The 19,195-nt window shown below is 63.0% G+C and carries 19 protein-coding genes; 13 read left to right on the top strand and 6 right to left on the bottom strand.

Annotated features, from left to right (window positions below; translation table 11 throughout):
• Nucleotides 1-46: 46 nt before the first annotated feature.
• From RLQ26_06980 to wecB, 8 genes are read left to right on the top strand one after another with little or no spacing between them, the layout of a single operon-like run.
• Nucleotides 47-1,339, top strand: coding sequence for a glycosyltransferase (locus RLQ26_06980; protein MEQ9088467.1), 1,293 nt, complete (start codon nt 47-49; stop codon nt 1,337-1,339).
• On the top strand, nt 1,336-2,622 hold the full coding sequence (locus tag RLQ26_06975; protein ID MEQ9088466.1) for a glycosyltransferase: 1,287 nt from the start codon (nt 1,336-1,338) through the stop codon (nt 2,620-2,622). Before RLQ26_06980 ends, RLQ26_06975 begins: the two co-directional genes overlap by 4 nt.
• Before the next feature lie 25 nt (nt 2,623-2,647).
• The gene (locus RLQ26_06970; GenBank protein MEQ9088465.1) at nt 2,648-4,813 is read left to right on the top strand and encodes a glycosyltransferase; all 2,166 of its coding nucleotides are present in this window, start codon (nt 2,648-2,650) and stop codon (nt 4,811-4,813) included.
• Nucleotides 4,810-5,607: a formyltransferase family protein gene (locus RLQ26_06965; protein ID MEQ9088464.1), complete on the top strand. Its 798-nt coding sequence runs from the start codon at nt 4,810-4,812 to the stop codon at nt 5,605-5,607. The genes RLQ26_06970 and RLQ26_06965 overlap by 4 nt, the downstream gene beginning before the upstream one ends.
• Nucleotides 5,591-6,289, top strand: coding sequence for a class I SAM-dependent methyltransferase (locus RLQ26_06960; protein ID MEQ9088463.1), 699 nt, complete (start codon nt 5,591-5,593; stop codon nt 6,287-6,289). Before RLQ26_06965 ends, RLQ26_06960 begins: the two co-directional genes overlap by 17 nt.
• 29 nt (nt 6,290-6,318) lie before the next feature.
• Nucleotides 6,319-6,987 carry a GDSL-type esterase/lipase family protein gene (locus tag RLQ26_06955; protein MEQ9088462.1) on the top strand — a complete coding sequence of 223 codons (669 nt, stop codon included), beginning with the start codon at nt 6,319-6,321 and terminating at the stop codon, nt 6,985-6,987.
• The gene (locus tag RLQ26_06950; protein MEQ9088461.1) at nt 6,984-8,060 is read left to right on the top strand and encodes an NAD-dependent epimerase/dehydratase family protein; all 1,077 of its coding nucleotides are present in this window, start codon (nt 6,984-6,986) and stop codon (nt 8,058-8,060) included. Before RLQ26_06955 ends, RLQ26_06950 begins: the two co-directional genes overlap by 4 nt.
• Before the next feature lie 8 nt (nt 8,061-8,068).
• Nucleotides 8,069-9,109, top strand: coding sequence for a UDP-N-acetylglucosamine 2-epimerase (non-hydrolyzing) (gene wecB / locus RLQ26_06945; protein ID MEQ9088460.1), 1,041 nt, complete (start codon nt 8,069-8,071; stop codon nt 9,107-9,109).
• A gap of 18 nt (nt 9,110-9,127) precedes the next feature.
• On the opposite strand, the gene RLQ26_06940 is transcribed toward wecB, so the two are convergent.
• Nucleotides 9,128-10,438 (bottom strand): nucleotide sugar dehydrogenase, encoded by a 1,311-nt coding sequence (locus RLQ26_06940; GenBank protein MEQ9088459.1) that lies wholly within the window; start codon nt 10,436-10,438, stop codon nt 9,128-9,130.
• 257 nt (nt 10,439-10,695) lie between these two features.
• Between RLQ26_06940 and RLQ26_06935 the strand changes: the two genes are divergently transcribed.
• From RLQ26_06935 to RLQ26_06920, 4 genes are read left to right on the top strand one after another with little or no spacing between them, the layout of a single operon-like run.
• Nucleotides 10,696-11,646 carry a Gfo/Idh/MocA family oxidoreductase gene (locus tag RLQ26_06935; GenBank protein MEQ9088458.1) on the top strand — a complete coding sequence of 317 codons (951 nt, stop codon included), beginning with the start codon at nt 10,696-10,698 and terminating at the stop codon, nt 11,644-11,646.
• Entirely contained in the window at nt 11,647-12,225 is a 579-nt protein-coding gene (locus tag RLQ26_06930; protein ID MEQ9088457.1) for a DapH/DapD/GlmU-related protein, read from the top strand.
• Nucleotides 12,226-12,254: 29 nt separating this feature from the next.
• A complete protein-coding gene (locus RLQ26_06925) occupies nt 12,255-12,806 on the top strand; it encodes a nuclear transport factor 2 family protein (protein MEQ9088456.1) in 552 nt (183 codons plus the stop codon).
• Between the two features lie 5 nt (nt 12,807-12,811).
• Nucleotides 12,812-13,480 (top strand): DUF2238 domain-containing protein, encoded by a 669-nt coding sequence (locus RLQ26_06920; GenBank protein ID MEQ9088455.1) that lies wholly within the window; start codon nt 12,812-12,814, stop codon nt 13,478-13,480.
• Here the strand turns inward: RLQ26_06920 and RLQ26_06915 are convergent.
• A complete protein-coding gene (locus tag RLQ26_06915; protein MEQ9088454.1) occupies nt 13,458-14,051 on the bottom strand; it encodes a hypothetical protein in 594 nt (197 codons plus the stop codon). The two genes, RLQ26_06920 and RLQ26_06915, sit on opposite strands and share 23 nt — an antisense overlap.
• A gap of 72 nt (nt 14,052-14,123) precedes the next feature.
• Here RLQ26_06915 and RLQ26_06910 point away from each other — a divergent pair, with 72 nt between their 5' ends.
• Nucleotides 14,124-14,474 carry a TraR/DksA C4-type zinc finger protein gene (locus tag RLQ26_06910; protein MEQ9088453.1) on the top strand — a complete coding sequence of 117 codons (351 nt, stop codon included), beginning with the start codon at nt 14,124-14,126 and terminating at the stop codon, nt 14,472-14,474.
• A 27-nt stretch (nt 14,475-14,501) separates the two neighbouring features.
• Here RLQ26_06910 and RLQ26_06905 read toward each other — a convergent pair whose 3' ends face one another.
• From RLQ26_06905 to RLQ26_06890, 4 genes are all read right to left on the bottom strand, one after another.
• Nucleotides 14,502-15,851: a styrene monooxygenase/indole monooxygenase family protein gene (locus RLQ26_06905; GenBank protein ID MEQ9088452.1), complete on the bottom strand. Its 1,350-nt coding sequence runs from the start codon at nt 15,849-15,851 to the stop codon at nt 14,502-14,504.
• A 79-nt stretch (nt 15,852-15,930) separates the two neighbouring features.
• Entirely contained in the window at nt 15,931-16,338 is a 408-nt protein-coding gene (locus tag RLQ26_06900; GenBank protein MEQ9088451.1) for a response regulator, read from the bottom strand.
• 6 nt (nt 16,339-16,344) lie between these two features.
• On the bottom strand, nt 16,345-18,393 hold the full coding sequence (locus RLQ26_06895; protein MEQ9088450.1) for a PAS domain S-box protein: 2,049 nt from the start codon (nt 18,391-18,393) through the stop codon (nt 16,345-16,347).
• A 201-nt stretch (nt 18,394-18,594) separates the two neighbouring features.
• Nucleotides 18,595-19,134, bottom strand: a complete 540-nt coding sequence (locus RLQ26_06890; protein MEQ9088449.1) for a winged helix DNA-binding protein — start codon at nt 19,132-19,134, stop codon at nt 18,595-18,597.
• Nucleotides 19,135-19,195 lie beyond the last annotated feature (61 nt).

The following is a 19,195-nucleotide window of genomic DNA, read 5'->3' as shown; positions in this document are numbered from 1 at the left end:
CGGGCGCCGGACGAGTATTGCGTGTCGACGTCGCCCCGGATCTCGATTGCCCAGGCTTGCGCCGGCCGCTCGCAGTGAGAAGAATTTGAAGGTCATCATCGTCGCATTCAAGGACCTGGAGCGAAACACGAGGGTTTTCCGCCAGGCCGCCGCCCTGAGCAGCCGGGGGCACGACGTGACCGTCTTTGCTCTGCAAAACCCGGACAGGGACCTGATGCGATCAGGCCCGGATATCCGGTTCGTCGAGACCGGTGTTCTGGCTTTCGATTTTCCGAAGACTCTCAAAATCCGGGACGAGCCAGCCGGAATTGCCCAAAGGCTGCGCAAATACGGGCGCGGTCTTTGGCGCCGAACGGTCATGCAGCTTTTTACGCGGCGGTATGTTTTCGCCAGGGAAGCCGCGCGGCGCTTCCGGGGAGACAGGTTTGACCTGATCCTCGCGCACGATCACCATTCGATCCTGGCCGCCACCGCCATCAAGCTGTTTGCCTCCGGCACTCTCGCGGTCGACTATGTCGAGGCGCCCTATCATCACGACCACAAGGAGGCCGGCCCCCGCCCCGGTTTCTTCCGTCGGATCGAAATATTCGTGGAACGGCAGCTTCTCAGGCTTGGCCGGCTCAGTTTTACCGTCTCGCACGGCCTGGCCGACCTCCTGAAGGAACGCGGGTTCGCCGCCTCCAGCCATGTCATCAGAAATGTCCGCTACCACGTGGCGGTCAGCGGGCAGTCTTCGATCAGGCAGGATGCGGGGCTGGGAGAAGGACAAAAACTGATCGTCCATCTGAACACGGTTTACGCCGGCCAGGGCGTCGAGGAAGTGATCGAGGCCATGCCCTTTGTGGCGCGCCATATCAGGTTTGCGACGCTCGGCAAATTCGCGCCGCCGGATTACGAAACGTTTCTGCGCGAGAAAGCCCGAAGCCTGGGCGTTAGCGAGCGGGTTTCCTTTCTTCCTCTGGTTAAGAGCCCGGATCTTCTGGATTATTTGTCGGGAGCGGACGCGGGGGTGAACGTGCGCCAGCGCACGACGTTAAACAACAGGATCAGTCTGCCCAATCGCGTTTTCGAAATGATCGGGGCGGAATTGCCGGTGGTGAGTACAACGATCCGCGACATGCGTAACATTGTTGAAACATACGGCGTCGGTGTTATCTGTGACGAAACGAATCCCCGGGACATAGCCGAAAAAATCAATTTCCTTATGCATCCCGACAATCTTCCTCGTTATAAGAGGAACTGCAAAATCGCATTCAGGGAACTTTGCTGGGACCGGGAGGGAGAGATTTTTTCCGGAATTTTGGAAGAACATCTCAGTTCCAGGGCCGATCGACGATGAATATCCTGGTCATATACCGTTCGCCCAGATTCCCCGTCCGGGATGCAATCCTCACGCATCTCTATTCGCTGGCGAAATACTCCGAGCACAATGTCTTTCATCTGAATTTGTACTGGGAGAAGGTTCCGGCCTACCTGCGGGAACTCAGGTGGGACGCGGTTGTCTTCCATAACACGTTCCTCATCTGCCGGCCCTCGCGGGAAGTTTTTCGCCGGGCGCAGGGCGTTCTCGAGTTCATCAAGAATCTGGATTGCACGAAAATCGCTATCGCCCAGGACGAGGCAAATAACACGGACGCCCTGTGCCGGTTCATCGCGGATTTTGGTGTGGGCGTCGTTTATTCGCTCCTCGCGACAGAGGACGCGCGGCGAACGGCTTATGAGGGGCACATCCCCGCCCGGGTGAAAATCCGTCCCTCCCTCGCGGGGTATGTGGACGATGTGCTCGTCAAACAGGTTGCCGATGCGCGCCGCCGGGTGCGCGCGAGGGATATAGATATCGGCTATCGCTCCTTCAAGGCGCGGGCGAGAAACGGGCCGCTTGGCGTCCTGAAATGGAAGATCTGCGATATCTTCAAGGAGAAAGCGCCCCGCTACGGGCTCAACTGTGACCTGTCGGTCGATCTGGAGGACACATTAAACGGGCAGGACTGGCTGAATTTCCTCGCCCGCAGCCGGTATCAGATCGGTGTCGAGGGCGGCTCCAGCGTACTGGACCGTAGTGGGGACATCATGACGCGGTGCATCGCCTACGAGGGCGACCATCCGGAAGCGGCGTATGACGAGATCGAGGCCGCCTGCTTTCCGGGGCAGGGCGAAAGCCTGGATGGCGCCGTCATCTCGCCACGGGTGTTCGAATGTGCGATGGCCGGGGCATGCCAGATACTGGTGGAGGGCCGGTACAACGGCATTCTGGAGCCCTGGGTGCACTACATTCCGCTCAGGCAGGATTTTTCCAATATCCACGAGATACTTGCCTCTCTGAATGACGAGGAACGCCGGCAGCGGATCGTCGACAACGCCTATCGGGACCTCATTGCCTCGGAACGCTACCACTATCGGCATTTCGTGGCCGACATCGTTTCGCAAATACCGGATCGGCCGCCAGCGGGCGATGCCAGACTTGCCCTGTTGCGCAACCGGGTGGAAGACTGGCTAAACTGGCGCCTGCTCGGTCTGCGGGAATTTCTCCGTCGCCGGCCGCGCCTGGCCGGGTTCGTGAAATTCCTTCGGTCACCGGGACGGGCTGCGTGGGTGCCGCGCTCGCGCCCGGATAAGGTATAAGGGGGCCCGGGGGGAGCGCCTGCACATGGACCAGTCACGTTACCAGAGTGTCCAGCCGAAACTGGTCTTTGGCGTCGGGTGCTCGCCGGACGCCGCCTATCGTATCGGCATTGAGGCGCGGGCGCTGTCGCGGGTTTATGACGTGCGCGCCTTTGGGGCCTGGTGGGATGAGGATGCCCCCGAGACCCTCGAGCGGGACGGCTACCGGATTCGTCATATACAGTTGGCGACGCGCCCGTCCTTCATAATCCGGGCCAGCGCCCGCTTCGTTCGCGATCTCTTCAAGGCTCAGGGCTCGCACGCGGCTCGCCGCCTGGTGCCCTTTATTCCCCTGGCGCTTGGCTTCGGGGTGTGGAGTATGGGCTGGCTCCTGACCTGGCCCTTTCGAACCCTCGCGAAGGTTCTACGCCGGGTGTGGGACGCTGTCTTCCGCCGCCTCTACGCTTTGGGGCAATACCTGAGCCTGCGGCTTTTCGTGCTGGCGCAACGAGTGGTGCCGCTCTATCTGAGGTTTTTCTTCCGGGTTCGGCGGCTTTTCCTGTTTGTCGGGCTGAAGGCAGGATTCCTGAACCAGGACGCGCGCATACAGAGCGACGAAAAGTCACTCGAGGAAATTGTGCGATCGAAGCTGGAAGCGGATCTGCGGTCGCGCCTGACGAGGGCGAGCGGGCGCTATTACAAGCAGCATCTCAGGTTCCTGACCCGGGAAAATGTCCGTGAACGCAGAAAAAACAGGCGGCGCCTGCGCGGTTATTTCCTGGTATCGGGTTTCCTCCTGCACCGTCCGCGGCTCAAGGCATTCCTGTTCTCCCTCGTGCCGCGGCCGTTCAGGCAAAAAATCGTCGCCCGGTTGAAGGCCCCGGCGCGGACGATCGAGATCCCGAAACAACATCCGGCCAGACCGGCGCGGCCACCCGAGCAGGCGCCGGAACCGGCGGCGGCGCGGAACAGCCACCCTGCCCCGACGCCGGAAGAGGAGCTGATCGCACAAGCCGCGCCGCGCGGGAGCGATGGGGAACGCGTCGCGCCCAGGCCTGATCTGGAAAGGACGGGCGCGGCGCAGGCGGTGGCGCTGGCCAGCCTCTCCTTCGAATCGGCCCTCGAACACAAGGTGAAGACGCTGAACTTCTGTCGATTGCGGAATTTTATCCAGACGAATTTCCTGCGTGCCTCTTCCCTGTACATGGCCTGGCGTGAAACACCGGTGGCGCCCGCGGCCGTTCATGTGAAGGATTTCGAGGCTCTGCCCTTCGGCGTGGCGTTGAAATGGCTGACCGGTGCGAAGCTCGTCTATAATTGCTACGAGAATTACGCCAGCCAGATCGAGGGGATCACCCGGACCGGTGCCTGGCTGCTGCGGGCGATCGAGCGGCCCTTCATTCGTCACGCCGACGAAGTCATCACCGTAACCCCCTACATGGCCGGGTTCATCCGGGATCAGCATGATCTGGCCCGCGTCCACTGGATTCCCAACGTCGATCCGTTGCCCCGTGACGTGCCGGCCGATTTCCTGGTCAGAAATCCGGACTCGCAGATTTCCCGACTGGCGGGCGATCGCCTCAGGTTCATTTATCAGGGGGGCATCGCCCCCGCGCGCGGGGTCGAGTTGCTGATCCGCGCCTGGCGGCATGTGGATGCCGAGGGCGCCGCGCTTTTCATCCGGGCGCCCGAAAACCAGTTCCTCTCGTCCTGCCAGGACATGGCCGATGTGCTGGGCCTGACAGGCCGCTCGATCTATTTCCTGCCGCCGATCCGCGAGCGCAAGGAGACGCTCGAGACTTCGATGGGGGTGCTGCGCGATATCGATGTCGGCTGTATCACCTATCTCCGGACGGTCAAGAACAACGTTTACGCTTGCCCCCGGAAGCTCAGTCACTACCTGCATGCCGGCAAGATGATTCTCGCCAACGATCTCAATTTCGTGCGGCACATTATCGACGAGGCCGATTGCGGCCTACTTTATGACGCGCGCAGGGAAGAAACGATCGCCGCGGCGGTCAATCGGTGCATTGCGGACCCCGGGATCGTTCGGAAAAAATCCGAAAACGCCCGGCGTTACGCTGCCAGCACCTATAACTGGGAAAGTTTCGAGAAAGTATTATGGGGCGTTTACGGCGGGCTTGGCCTGCCGACGCCGGATTCTGCCGCTGCACCGGCCGAGACCTGCGCCACGCGTCACGCTGTTTCATGAATATCCTGTTCCTTGGCCAGAAGCCCGTCGGTCAGCGGGCATTCGCCCGTCTGCTGGCGGAAGACAGCCTGCGGCCCGTCGCCGCGGTGTCAAATACCTCGCTCAAAAACTGGTGGCGGGATAACGCCATCCACCGCCAGTCTCAGGCCGCCGGCATCCCTTTTATCGATAATGCCCGGCGCAATAACGATCTGATCCTGAAGGCGATCCGGGACTACCGGGTGGATTGTCTGCTCTCGGTTCAGCATGGCTGGATCCTGCCGGAAGAGGTGATCGATGCCGTCGGCGGACGGGCGTTCAACCTGCACCTCGCCCCGCTGCCCGATTACAAGGGCTGGCACGGCGTCAATTACACCTTGTTGCGCCGTCAGTCGGTCTACGGCTACAGCCTGCATATGCTGGCTGCCGAGGTGGATAGTGGCGACATGGTCTATGCCGGGCGCGTGCCGGTGCGGCCCGACGATACGGCGCTCAGCCTGTACCGGCGGACCGAGGACGCGGCCATGGAGGGGTTCGAGCGGCTCATCGGCGATCTTCGCGCAAACCGGGAACCCCCCCGGGTGCCGCTCAAGGGGGCGGGCGAATTTTTTGCCCCGAGCGATCTGGACGCCTTTCGCGAGATCACGCCCGATCTCCCGGCTGACGAGATTGAGACTCGCGTCCGCGCGCTGTTCTTTCCGCCTTTCGAGCCGGCCTTCATGCGGATCGATGGCCGCAAGCTGTTTCTCCTTCCCGAACAGGGGGCCGTTTTATGGACGCCAAACGCCGGAAAAGAAGATGAAGCGGATCAGTAAGGACTGGGTGGAATCATACCTCGCGGAAGACGCCATCGCCCGTATGATGCGCGAGCAGGAAAAGCCTCACGAGGCGTCCCTTGTCTGTCAGCGCTGGCTGCGGGAGACACCGCCCAAGCGTCTGATCTTCCAGGAACTATATGGCGACTTGCTGGCCTCGGGCGGGCGCCGGGTGCTCGATGTGGGTGGCGGGCTCACCACCTTCACGCGCCTTCTCGGTGAACGGAATGATTTTGAGCTTCTCGATCTGCTTGCCCATGACAGCGAGGAGGAGATCAGAGCCTTCCGGGCGGCGGCGCCGGCCGTTCGACTGACCCGGGAAGACTGGTTTACGCGGGAAAGCAACGAGTCCTATGACGTGATCGTGGCCAACGATCTCTTCCCCAATGTCGACCAGCGTCTCGAACTTTTTCTCGAAAAATACCTGCCCAACTGCCGCGAGATGCGCCTGTCGATCACCGTCTACAATACGCCGCGCTACTACCTGACCCGGCGGATCGAGGGGGATGAAATCCTCTGCCTGCTCGCCTGGAACGGTGAAATGGCGGCGATGGCGCTGGCGAAATTCCTGCCGGATTTCGGCCATGGCGACCGCGAATTGCTGGCGACAAACAGCGAGTCGCCCTATCCAAACAAGCGCCAGCTTTTCCTTGTTCGCCTGAATGGCGGACTGGCCGGCTGACCGCGGAATTCGAAACGGATTGAATGAGCATGAGTACTGACAGCACGAATGTGGTTTTCTTCGGTGATTCAATCTGCTTCGGGCAGGGGGTTTCGATTCATCGAGGCTGGGTGCCGCGTCTCTCGGCCGAGGTGGAAAAAATCGCCATCGAGACGGGGCGCGACGCCCTCGTGATCAATACGGCAATCAACGGGAACACGACGCGCCAGGCGCTCGAGCGCATGCCCTATGACGTGCAGTCACACGGGGTGGATATCCTGATCGTTCAGTTCGGCATGAATGACTGCAATTGCTGGAAGACGGATCGCGGGCTGCCCCGTGTCAGCCCGGCGGCCTTCCGGGCCAATCTTGCCGAGATCGTCGATCGCGGCATCGCCTTTGGCGCGAAACACGTGTTTCTGCATACGAACCATCCGACGACCCGCACGGATGACGTGATGGCCTTTACCGACAAGACCTATCAGCAAAGCAACGAGGAATATAACGATCTCATTCGCGCCGCCGCCGCCGACCTGGGGCACAGGGTCGTACTGATCGACCTCGAGAAAGCGATCCTCGAGCCCGTCCGCGAGGGCACGGTCAGCGTTGCCGATATGGTACTGCCCGACGGCCTCCATCTCAGCCCGCGCGGTCACGACATTTACTTCGAGACGGTCGGACCCATCCTTCTGCCCCGGATCCGGGAAGTGCTGGCATGAGCGGGCAATCCGACTTCCGCGCCCTCAGGGGGCGAAAGATGCTTGTGGTCGGCGGCGCCGGGTTTGTCGGCAGCAATCTGGTGCTCAAGCTGCTTGAGGAGGACGCGGGCGAGATCCTCATCGTCGACAATCTTCTGTCCGCCGACATTACGAATGTGCCGGCGGATCCGCGCGTGACTTTCCATTACGGCTCGATCACCGATGACGCCATTCTCGCGGCCCTGCCCGACGATCTGGACTACGTCTGGCACCTGGCCTGCTATCACGGCAACCAGTCGTCGATCCACGATCCGCTGGCGGATCATGAAAACAACACGCTCACGACGCTCAAACTGTTCGATCGGCTCAAGTCGTTCAAAAATCTCAGGAAGGTCGTTTATGCGGCCGCCGGGTGCGCGGTCGCGGAAAAAACCTATGATGCGGCGGAAGCCACGACAGAGGATGCGCCCGTTTCCCTGTACCACGACAGCCCGTACGCCATCTCGAAGCTGATTGGCGAGCTTTACGGGAACTATTATTTCCTCCGCCACGGGCTGGCGGTGGTGAAGGCGCGCTTTCAGAACGTCTACGGACCTCGCGAGGTGCTGGGCGCCGGTCGCTGGCGGGGCACGCCGCACACGGTCTGGCGCAACGTGACGCCGGGGTTCATCTGGCGCTCTCTGCAAGGCGAGGCCCTGCCGCTCGACAAGGGGGGCGAGGTCAGCCGAGATTTCATCTTTGTCGAGGATATGGCGCGCGGGCTCATGTGCTGTGCCGTCCTGGGCAAGCCGGGTGAGATCTATAACCTGGCCTCGGGTGTGGAAACCACCATCCGCGATCTGGCCCAGACCATCAACCGGATTACCGGCAATGTCACACCGGTTGAGCTGCGTCCCGGGCGGGACTGGGACCGTTCCGGCCGGCGCTTCGGCTCGACGGAAAAATCCCGGCGCGAACTGGGCTTTGTGGCCGGGGTGACGCTGCACGATGGGCTCGAGAAAACCGTCGCCTGGACACGGGACAATGCCGAGACGATCGAGCGGTGCATCCGCCAGCACGATTACTTCATGACCCGCCTCGACGGCGCAACCTGAGGCCGGCGATGGGACGCAGAATCGTCACCGTGCTGGGCGCGCGCCCGCAGTTCATCAAGGCGGCCCCGGTCAGCCGCGCCCTCGCGGCAGTGGACGGGCTTGAAGAAATTCTCGTCCACACCGGCCAGCATTACGACTCCAACATGTCGGACGTGTTCTTCGACGAGCTCGGCATCCCCGCCCCGCATCATCACCTCGGGATCAGGGGTGGCGGTCATGGCGAGATGACGGGGCGCATGATGGCGGGCCTGGAAAAAATCTGCCTCGAGCAAAAGCCCGATATCGTTCTGGTCTACGGGGATACCAACTCCACGCTTGCGGGCGCCCTGACGGCTGCCAAGCTTCATATTCCGGTGGCCCATGTCGAGGCGGGCCTGCGGTCCTTCAATCGGGCCATGCCGGAAGAGATCAACCGTGTCCTGACGGATCACGTGAGCGCCTATCTCTTCTGCCCCACGGGCACGGCGGTCGGAAATCTTAAATCCGAGGGGATTACCCGAGGCGTCTACCAGGTGGGCGATGTGATGTTCGATGCCACGCTTCATGCGCGCGCGCGATCGCGCGATCGCGCCACGATCCTCGACCGGCTCGGCCTCGCGCCGGCGGGCTTTGCGCTGGCGACGGTCCATCGGGCGGAAAATACCGACGACCCCGAGCGTCTCGCGGCCGTCCTCGCCTATTTGACCGAGGTTGCGGCCGAGCGGCCCGTGATCCTGCCCCTGCATCCGCGCACCGCGGGCGCGGTGGCGCGTCACGGGCTGGACCTGGCCGGTCTTACGGTCATCGAACCCGTCGGCTATCTCGACATGGCGGCCCTGCTGGACGGCTGTGTCGCGGTCTATACCGATTCGGGCGGGCTTCAGAAAGAGGCCTATTTTCACCGCAAGCCCTGCGTCACCTTGAGGGACGAGACCGAATGGGTGGAAACCCTCGCGGCCGGCTGGAACCGGCTCTGGAAGGAACCCGAGACGGACGTGTCGCGGCGGGATATCGAGGATTACGGCGACGGGCGCGCGGCCGCCAAAATCGCCCGCCTGCTTGCCGGCTGATCCCGACTGGCCCCGGGATCAGAGCCGGACTTCCGCCTCCGCCGGTGTGAACAGCCACTTGAGATCGGCCAGAATTCCGTCGGGCTTCAGCAGGCGGCGAACGCGCGGGGCCCCCATCTCGGCGAACTGGCGGTGCGCCACCGCGATCACAACCGCATCATAGGCACGATCCTCAGGCGCCGCGATCAGATCCAGGCCCAGCTCCCGGCGCGCATCCTCGACCTTGACCCAGGGGTCGCTCACATCCACCGTGACACCACGCTGGCGCAGGTGATCGATGACGTCGACGACGCGCGTGTTGCGCAGGTCGGGGCAGTTTTCCTTGAAGGCTACGCCCATCACCAGGACTCGCGCACCCCGGATGGCCAGGCCCTTGAGCATCATGGCATCGAGCACGCGGCCGGCCGCGTAGGCGCCCATCGAATCGTTGATGCGTCGGCCGGCCAGGATCATCTCGGGATGGTGGTTCGCTTCCTGCGCCTTGTGGGTCAGGTAATACGGGTCGACCCCGATGCAGTGACCCCCGACGAGCCCGGGCCGGAAGGGGAGGAAGTTCCACTTCGTGCCGGCGGCCTTGAGGACTTCCTCGGTATCGAGGCCGAGGCGGGTGAAGAGCATGGCCAGTTCGTTGACGAGGGCGATATTCACGTCGCGCTGCGTATTCTCGATCACCTTGGCGGCCTCGGCCACCCGGATGGAACTCGCCTTGAAGGTGCCGGCAGTGATGATGCTGCCATACAGGCGGTCGACGAAATCAGCGGCCGCCGGCGTCGACCCCGAGGTAACCTTCATGATGTCGCTGAGGCGATGACGCTTGTCGCCGGGATTGATACGCTCGGGGCTGTAGCCGACGTAAAAATCCTGGTTGAATGTCAGTCCCGAGACCCGCTCCAGGACGGGCACGCAGTGCTCCTCGGTGGCGCCGGGAAAAACCGTCGATTCGTAAATCACGACGTCGCCGCGCCCGAGCGCGCGGCCCACGGTTTCGCTCGCGCGCTCGAGAAAGCTCAGGTCCGGGCGTTTGAACGCATCGATCGGCGTGGGGACCGTCACGACATAGACTTGCGCCGCCGCGAGCGCCGCCGGGTCCGCCGAAAAGCTGAGGCGGCGGGCGGCCCCGAGCTCTTCAGCCGTGACCTCTAGGGTCTCGTCCCGGCCCTCGGACAGCGCCTCGATCCGGGCGGAATTGCTGTCGAAGGCGATGGTGGGCTGGTTCCGGCCGAAGGTGACCGCCACGGGCAGGCCGACATAGCCGACCCCGATGACGGCAACCGTCACCTTACTCGGGTCCGACGGCAGCGGTGCCGCGTCCTGGTGTCTGTCCGCCACGTGCGCGCCCCTCTCCCGGCCGGCCGCAAGAGCCACCGGGTCCTCAGCATTGATCAGGGCGCATGTTTTGCAGCGCGCCCGCAAAAAAGCAAGCCCGCGCCGGCCCCGGGGGGCCGGGCGAATTGCGGACCCCTGCCATTACTGGTAGAGAAAACCGGGTGTCGGGCGGGGAGCGGCGTAAATCCGGGCTTTTTGGCCGCGCAGGGCGTCCAGGCCGGAATTCTCACAGCATCAGAAACGATAATCCGAAAGAGACGATGACCAGGAAGTTCGCTCTTATTGGCGCCGCCGGCTATATCGCGCCCCGGCACATGAAGGCCATCAAGGAGACGGGGCACGAGCTGGTGGCGGCGCTCGACCCGAATGACAGCGTCGGCGTCATCGACAGCCATTTCCCGGCGGCCGATTTCTTCACCGAGTTCGAGCGTTTCGACCGGCATATCGACAAGCTCCGCCGACGGGGCGAGAAAGTCGACTTTGTCAGCATCTGCTCACCCAATTATCTGCATGATGCCCACGTGCGGTTTGGCCTGCGCTCTGCCGCCGACGTGATCTGCGAAAAGCCGCTTGTCCTCAACCCCTGGAACATCGATGGACTCGAGGAAATCGAACGCGAGACCGGCAAGCGGGTCTACAATATTCTTCAACTCCGTTTGCATCCGTCTGTCCGGGCACTTCGGGACCGGGTCATGGCGGCCCCGAAGGACAAGATCTTCGACGTGGATCTCACTTATCTGACCTCGCGGGGTAAATGGTATGGCGTGAGCTGGAAAGGGGATGTGCACAAATCGGGCGGCGTCGCCACGAATATCGGTGTTCACTTCTTCGACATGCTGTCCTGGGTCTTTGGCGAGCTCAAGGACAGCACGGTCCACATCCACCGTGATGACACGGCCGCCGGCTTTCTCGAGTATCGGCGCGCGCGTGTCCGCTGGTTTCTCTCGATCAATGCGGATTACCTGCCCGAGCAGGCCGTCTCGTCCGGCAAACGCACCTATCGCTCGATCGTGATCGAGAACGAGGAGCTCGAGTTCTCGGACGGGTTCGGCGATCTGCACACGGCCAGCTATGATGCAATCCTGAACGGCCACGGTTTCGGCCTCGGCGAGGCGCGATCGTCCATCGCGACGGTCTATCGCATCCGCGAGGCGGCGCCCGCGGGGCTTCAGGGCGCTTATCATCCCTATTGCAGGCAGGCGGTGGCTTAGATGACGGCCGGAAGTTCACTCATTCACGAGACATCAATCGTCGATGCCGGGGCCGAGGTCGGTGCCGGCACGCGCATCTGGCATTGGTCCCATGTCTCACCGGGCGCCCGGATCGGTGCCAACTGCACGCTGGGACAGAACGTCTTTGTCGGCAACAAGGTCGTCATTGGCGATCGGGTCAAGATCCAGAACAACGTCTCGGTCTATGACAACGTGACCCTGGAGGATGGCGTTTTTTGCGGCCCCAGCATGGTCTTTACCAATGTCCACAACCCGCGCAGTGAGGTGGACCGCAAAAGCGAGTTTCGTGACACGCTGGTGCGGCGCGGCGCGACCCTTGGCGCCAATTGCACTATCGTCTGTGGCGTGACGATCGGCGCCTACGCTTTTGTCGGAGCCGGCACGGTCGTCACCCGCGATGTGCCGGATTTCGCCCTTGTCATCGGCGTGCCGGGACAGCGGATCGGCTGGATGAGCCATGCTGGCGAGCGGCTCGGCGCGGATCTGGTTTGCCCCCGGGAGGGGCGGCGCTACCGGCTCGCGGGGCCGGAGCGGCTCGAGGAAATCGCCGGCGCCTGATCCGGCGGAAGCGCGAGAAAGGGGACGACATGACGGCGGAAGAAAGGATGGCCGCGCTCGAGGCGCGGTTGGCGGAGCTCGAACCGCTGGCCCGGCGGGTCGCGGAGCTCGAGGACATCGAGGCCGTCAAGGAAGCCAAGAACCGGTTTGCGCTGGCGGCCGATCCCGTGCTCGATGTCGAGGCGCTGGTGGCGCTGTTCACCGAGGATGCGACGCTCGAATATACCGGCGGCCTTGGCGTCAAACGGGGGCATTCCGAAATCCGCGCCTGGTTCGAGAACGACCCGATCGACTGGCGTGTCCATTTCTTTTTGCCGATCGAGATACGCATCGACTCCGGTGGCAAGACAGCGCGCGGCAAATGGTTCATGTTCGCCCCGCTCCGATCGCAGAATTACTTCGAGGATCGGGTAGACGCGATCTGGTGCGTCGCGAGCTACGATGACGAACTGCGCAAGGTGGATGGGACCTGGCTCTTTTCCCACGTGCGGACCCATTTCCATATCATGGCGCCGCATGACAAGGGCTGGGCCGAGACGCTGGTCGACGCGGCGCCCTATGTGAAACCAGAGACCCGCTGACGGCGATGCGCGCGCCTTTTTCCCTGACGGGCACCACTGATCGCGAACGCGTGCCGTTCGGGCAAAACCGTCTGCTTCAGGGCCTCGCGCTCGGCTATTTTGCAATCTGGACGGTGGGCGCGATCGACCCGGTCTATCCGTTCGACTGGTTCCTCGAGAATCTGCTTGTCGTGGCGCTGGCCCTTCTGCTGGTCGTCACAGGACGCCTCTATCAACTCTCCGATGTCTCATATCTGCTGATCTTCGCGTTTCTCTGCTTTCACACGCTGGGCGCGCATTTCACCTATGCGGAGGTGCCGCTCGGCTACTGGCTGCAGGAGGCCTGGTCGCTTCCGCGCAATCCCTATGACCGGGTCGTGCATTTCCTGTTTGGTCTGCTGTTCTATTATCCGCTCAAGGACGTGCTATCGGGATCGGCCGGCCTCAGAGGCGGCTGGCTGGTTACGATGACGCTTTGCGTTCTCCTCGCCGCCAGCGTGCTGTACGAGATTATTGAATGGATTGTCGCTCTCCTGGTGCAGCCCGAGGCGGCTTATGCCTATCTCGGCACTCAGGGCGACCCGTTCGACGCGCAGAAGGATTCCGCGCTGGCCGCGGCCGGGGCTGTTCTGGCTGCCGTGGTCACGGCTGGCTGGCGCCGTTTGGGGCCGGCTAGTCGTCGGCCGCTTCCCTGAGCCTGCGGCGGAACTCGCGGAACTTTTCCTCGATTTCCCTGCCATCTCCATAGTCCAGGAAGCTCCGGGTGCGGCGGGGGGTGCCCTTCGCCTTGAGCGCGTGCTTGATCGGGCACCAGTATTGTTCGGTCCGGGCCGCCACCTCGCGCCCAAAGGCGATCACCCCGTTTGCATAACCGCAATAGACGCAATTGAGCTTCTGCACGGCGTTCAGATAGGGCAGGCGGTGACGATCCAGCACCACATAATCGGCCCGCCGGACGCGGGGAATGCGCCAGATGGCGAAGCAGGTCCACTGGTAGAGGCAGGTCATCAGATCGAGGAGGGCAAGGGGTACGACGAGGGAATAGATGATGGGCGAAGTGATCAGGGTGGAGAGCGGCGAGTCGCGCAGGAACCGGCCGAGCCGTTTGCGGGCGGCCTTGTGGTGGGCGCGGATGTCGGCCGCGAAAATGACCCGGCGGCGGCGAATCTCGTACTGGTAGGCGGCGCGCCGGGCAGCTAGCCTCTCCTCGAGGCGCCGCTCGAGGGTTGCGAGTTCGTCAAGAAGGCCGTTCAGTTCGCTGTCCATTGCCGGGTGTATCCGTTCCGATCTGTTTCCGAAGGGCCGTCGGTGGCCCGGAGCCTGAATTGGTTGCCTATTATGACCGTATCGCCACCGCTTGATCTTGCTCTATTTCGCCGCCGTCTCGAGGCGGAGCGCGAGAGCCTTCTGGCCCTGCAGTCGGGAGCCAGGAAGGACGGAGAGCCCGTTATCCTGGACCAGCAGAGTGTCGGCCGGCTTTCGCGCATGGACGCGATGCAGGTCCAGGCCATGGCCAGGGCGACTGCCGGCCGGCGCGCCCAGCGTCTCGCCCAGATTGCGGCCGCGCTCGGCCGCATCGCGGACGGCAGCTACGGCGAATGTGCAGGCTGCGGCGAAGAAATTCCGCAGGGCCGGCTCGAGATCGACCCGGCCGTCGCGCGCTGTGTCGCCTGCGCGGCCGAGGCCTGATTCCGGCCCGGCCCGCGTGGCCGGCGGCTAACGCGCGGGCTTTGGTGTCAGCGGACGGCCCGCCAGCTTCTGGCGCAACTGGTGGAGCAGAATCCGCGTCCAGCCGCGAATGGCACTGACCAGCCAGTGCCGTCCCGTCGTTTCCGAGATGTAGTCCCGTGCCGCCCCCAACTCCGTCAGCATGGGGAAGAACTCGCGCGGCTCGTTGAAATGGGAAAAGAAGTCGTCGGCCAGTTGACGGGACTGCGAGGTGGCGACCAGAACCTCCCGCGCCGGCGCGTCCAGCGGCTCCAACAGCAGGTTGTTGAACGTCCAAGCATGCTGGCCGAATTCTGTCCAGTGGCGCTCGAAGGTTCGCGTCATCCAGCCGGCGTCGAAGGGCCGGTCGCCATGGGCGACGATTTCCTCCATCATGATCTTCGCGGAATTCGAGGCATTGTTCGCCCCCATGCCGCCGATCGGATCGAAAGCCATGCACGTGTCGCCCAGCGGCGCCACGATCCGGCCCGAGGAAAGCCGTCCCACCGGCTTGCGCACGGTTGGCGGAAATTTGCCGACGAGCCAGCCCTTGTCGTCCATCAGGGTCATGTCGCGAACGTTGTCGAATTCCCAGGGCGCGTGCTCGCGAATGAAATCCTTGGCGATCTCGACCGCCTGATGTCCGTCCTCGCACCTCCCCATCCAGCGATCCATCGGCCCGCCTTCCTTCGCCTCGAACAGCACGGACATGCAATTTGTCCCGTTCATGTGGTAGAAAGGGACCCAGAAATATTCGCCGAACGGCGCGAAGAAATTGAATTTCATCGCCTCGAACGGAATGCCCTGGCGAAAGGGCTTCACGTCCTTTACCAGCAGCATGGCCAGATTCCGTTGCGGGCGCTCATAGACGCTGCGGGCGGCATCGCGTTCGAAGATTCGGCCCATCATCTCAGCCTTGCCGGCGGCGACCAGGGTCAGGTCGTTCTGGTCGGCGATGGCGTCAAGCGCCGCCTCGTCGACCGATTGAATGATGAGGCGGCCGCCGCGCTTCTCGAATTCCTCCATCCAGCGGGCTGATTTGAGGCGCAGGTCGATCGCGTAAAGCGGGCCCTTGTAACGGCCCTGCAGGCGGAAGAAGATGTTCCTGCCGTCGAGGCTGAAGGTGAAATCCACGCCCGCCGTCCGCACCGCCTCCTCCTCCCAGAAGGCCAGGCCGAGCGAGCGCTCGAGCTCGGTTGTTCGTATCTGGATTCCGGCAATTCCCGTGGGCACGCTGTTCTCGAGCCAGTCGCGCGCCGTCCGGTCCGAATAAAGCGTGACGTCGTAGCCCTTGTCCCGAAGCCCTATCCCGGCCAGAAGACCGGTCTGGCCCGACCCGATAATGGCGATCTTACGCATGACGCCTCCCCATGACCCCGGCGCCTAGACTGCCCTGACCGGCCGCGCCAGGCAACCAGGGCGCTATCCTGGCAAGTGGCTAATCCGCTTCGCGGCGGGCGGACGGTGCCAGGTCACCCAGGGCCCGGGTCAGCTCTTGCAGACGGATCGGCTTCTCGAGGATCCGGCTGGCCCCTAGCTTGCGCGCGTAATCCAGATAAGGCTGGTTGCTTGCGTTGCCGCCGGAGATCGCGATGATCGGCACATCGGGGTCGATCTGGCGGATCCGGATAATGGTCTCGATCCCTTCCATCACTGGCATAAGGATGTCGGTGACGACGACATCGGGCGGCTCTGCCTTGAACAGGCGTATGCCTTTCTCGCCGTCCTCCGCCGCAGCGGTGCGCAGGCCGATCTCCTCCAGCATGTCGCAGAGTGTGTCGCGCACGGCGTCGTCGTCATCTATGACGAGTGCCAGCGGCGTCTTTCCCTGTATCTTTCCCGGCATCTTTTTTCAGATCGTCTCGGTGGGCTGGCGCTGCTTGCCCAGGGCCAGCGCCTGGCGCAGGCGTCGCGCCAGCTCCGCCTTGCGGTAGGGTTTGCCGATCAGGGGCCAGTCATCGTTGGGCCTGCTATCGGGCGTCAGCGAATGCTCGGCGAAGCCCGAGGTGTAAAGAACGGCCAGATCTGGGCGGATCGCCAGGGCCGCCGCGGCCAGATTGGTCCCGTTCATGCCGCCTGGCATCACGATATCCGTGAACAGGATTTCGACATCCGGCCGCTCATGGAGAATACTGATTGCGACTGCGCCATTCGGGGCCGGGACGGTGGCGTAGCCCAGGCTCTCCAGCAGCGCGATCGCCATTTCCCTGACACTCGGGCTGTCCTCCACCACGAGAACGGTTTCATTTCCCCGCGGGGACGCGTCGTCCGTCAAGGGGCGCGCCGTCTCTTCGGCCGGTGCCTTGGCCGCGGGCAGGTACATGAGCACGGTCGCACCTTCGCCGCCCACGGATTGAATCTGGACGTGGCCGCCCGACTGACGGATGAAGCCGTAGACCATGCTGAGGCCGAGCCCCGTCCCCTTGCCGGCCTCCTTGGTGGTAAAAAATGGATCGAAGACCTTGTCGAGGATTTCGGGATCGATCCCGGGGCCGGAATCTTTGACCGAAATGACGACATAATCCCCGGCCGGCGGCGCGCCCGCCAGCCCGCCCTGGCGGCCGCCGACCCGCTGTCTCGCCGTGCGGATCCGCAGGGTGCCGCCGCCACCCATGGCATCGCGGCCGTTGATCGCGAGGTTGAGAATGGCGGTTTCGAGCTGGCTGGTATCGATCGAGATATGGCTGCCCCCGGCTGCCAGATCGAGGGTGAGGGTGACCGACTCGCCCAGCGTCCGCGCAAGAAGGCTCTCGGTATTGCGGACCAGGGAATCGGCCTCCACGACCGTCGTTTCGAGCCGCGACTTTCGCGCATAGGCAAGCAGCCGCCGGGTAAGCTCGGCGCCGCGCTCCGTCGCCTCCAGGGCCGCTTGCGCCCGTTTCTCCGCCTTGCCCTCAAGCTGGCCCGAGGCCTGCAGAAGCTGAAGATTGCCGAGGATTACCGCGAGTAAATTGTTGAAATCATGCGCGACGCCGCCGGTCAACTGGCCCACGGCCTCCATTTTCTGTGCCTGACGAAACTGGGCCTCGATCGCTTTCTGCTGCGTCACGTCCCTGACGAGCGTCAGCGAATTGAGGAAACGGCCTTCCTGATCGCGCTCGGCGACGGCCGACAGCTCGGTATCAAGCACCCCACCGTCGCGAGTCACGAACTGCAACGGCACATCCCGTACCTCGCCCATCTCGAAAAAGCGGGGAAGCGCCTCCCGTACCGCCCGATCACGGGACTCGGGCGTGAGAAAATCCACCGATTTCCGGCCAAGGACCTCTTCGCGCCCGTAACCCAGATGCTGCAGCCAGTAATCGCTGACCGCCAGCATCCGTCCCTCTTCGTCAATCGAATACATCATCGCGGGCGTCTTGTTGTAGAGCCGGCGATAGCGGTCTTCATTCTCGCGGATCATCTCCCGGGTTCGGCGCATCTCCATCTCGTCCATGACCACGCCCCCGAGATCGCGAAGGGAGGCCCGATCGGCGGCGGAAAAATCCGTCCGGCTGATCGTGTCAATAAGGCAAAGGGTGCCGATCCGCTGGCCGGTTGGCGAAATGAGGGGGGCGCCGGCGTAAAACCGGATTCCCGGCCCGCCCTGGACGAGCGGATTGTCCGCAAACCGCTGATCCTGGGTCGCGTCGGGAACCACGAGCACGCCGTCCTCAAGGATGGCATGGGCGCAGAAGGCGACATCGCGGGGTGTCTCGGTAGCCTCCAGCCCCTGACGTGCCTTGAACCATTGCCGGTTCTCGTCGACGAGGGAAATCAGGGCGATCGGGACGCTGAACAGCCGGCAGGCGAGGCGTACGATGCGATCGAAATTCTCTTCGGGCGGGGTATCGAGGATAGCGTAGCCGCGCAGGGCGGCGAGACGCTCGGCTTCGTCAGCGGGCAGCGGAGCAGCGGGCATCGGGGGGACTCTTCTTACTACTGTTTATGCACGCCCGGGGGCGCCGATCCGCCCAATATCGGCACACCCGTGCACGATGTCGAGTTCGATAGTCGATCCTCGTCCCATTTGGTTAATTTTTGATAAGGGAAACGCGCCGCCTGCCCGCGCGGGGCCGGCCCGGTCCGGCCCTGTCAGGACGCCGGCCGATGGGGGTCCGACCTATCGGGTCCTGCCAAGCTTCGTCCGATGGGTAACGGCGACATGGGTGGCGCGCTCGTAGGTCTCCATCAGCGCTTCGATTTCTGCTACTGCCGGCATGTTGCCCTGCGCCCGGTCGGCATAGCTCGGCAGAAGCACCTTTTCACGCAGGGTGGCGGCCAGGTTGGTGACCTGCTCGCCCTCGTCGGTGACTTCGTACCGCCGCTGGCGACCGCTCGTGCTGGGCACGCGCCGGATAAAGCCGGCCTTGTCGAGTTTACGAAGGCTGTAACTGAGATTCGTCAGATCCTTCCGATTGAGGAATTCCGAGATCTCGGAAAGTGTCTTCGGCACTTCATGCAGCCGGATCGTGTGCAGCACGAAGATGTCCTGATGTCCCAGGGTCGTGCCGGTAGCCGACAGGTGGGATTCCTCGATCCATCTCTGATAGGCGGCGAGGCAGCGGATGAAGGCATATTCGAGATCCTCGAAATACCGCGCGCGCTCGTCTGTCGAGAAATGCGATTTCGGGTCGGCAAGATCGAAGTCGTTCGCGGTCATGGACAGCCTCGTTTCGCCGGGACTGAAAAATACTGACACGTTGCCATTAATGTTTCAAACG

This window comes from Alphaproteobacteria bacterium (assembly GCA_040220875.1).
GTDB lineage: Bacteria > Pseudomonadota > Alphaproteobacteria > JAVJVX01 > JAVJVX01 > JAVJVX01.
Note: the sequence above shows the minus strand (reverse complement) of the source record. Positions and strands in the feature narration are given on the sequence as shown.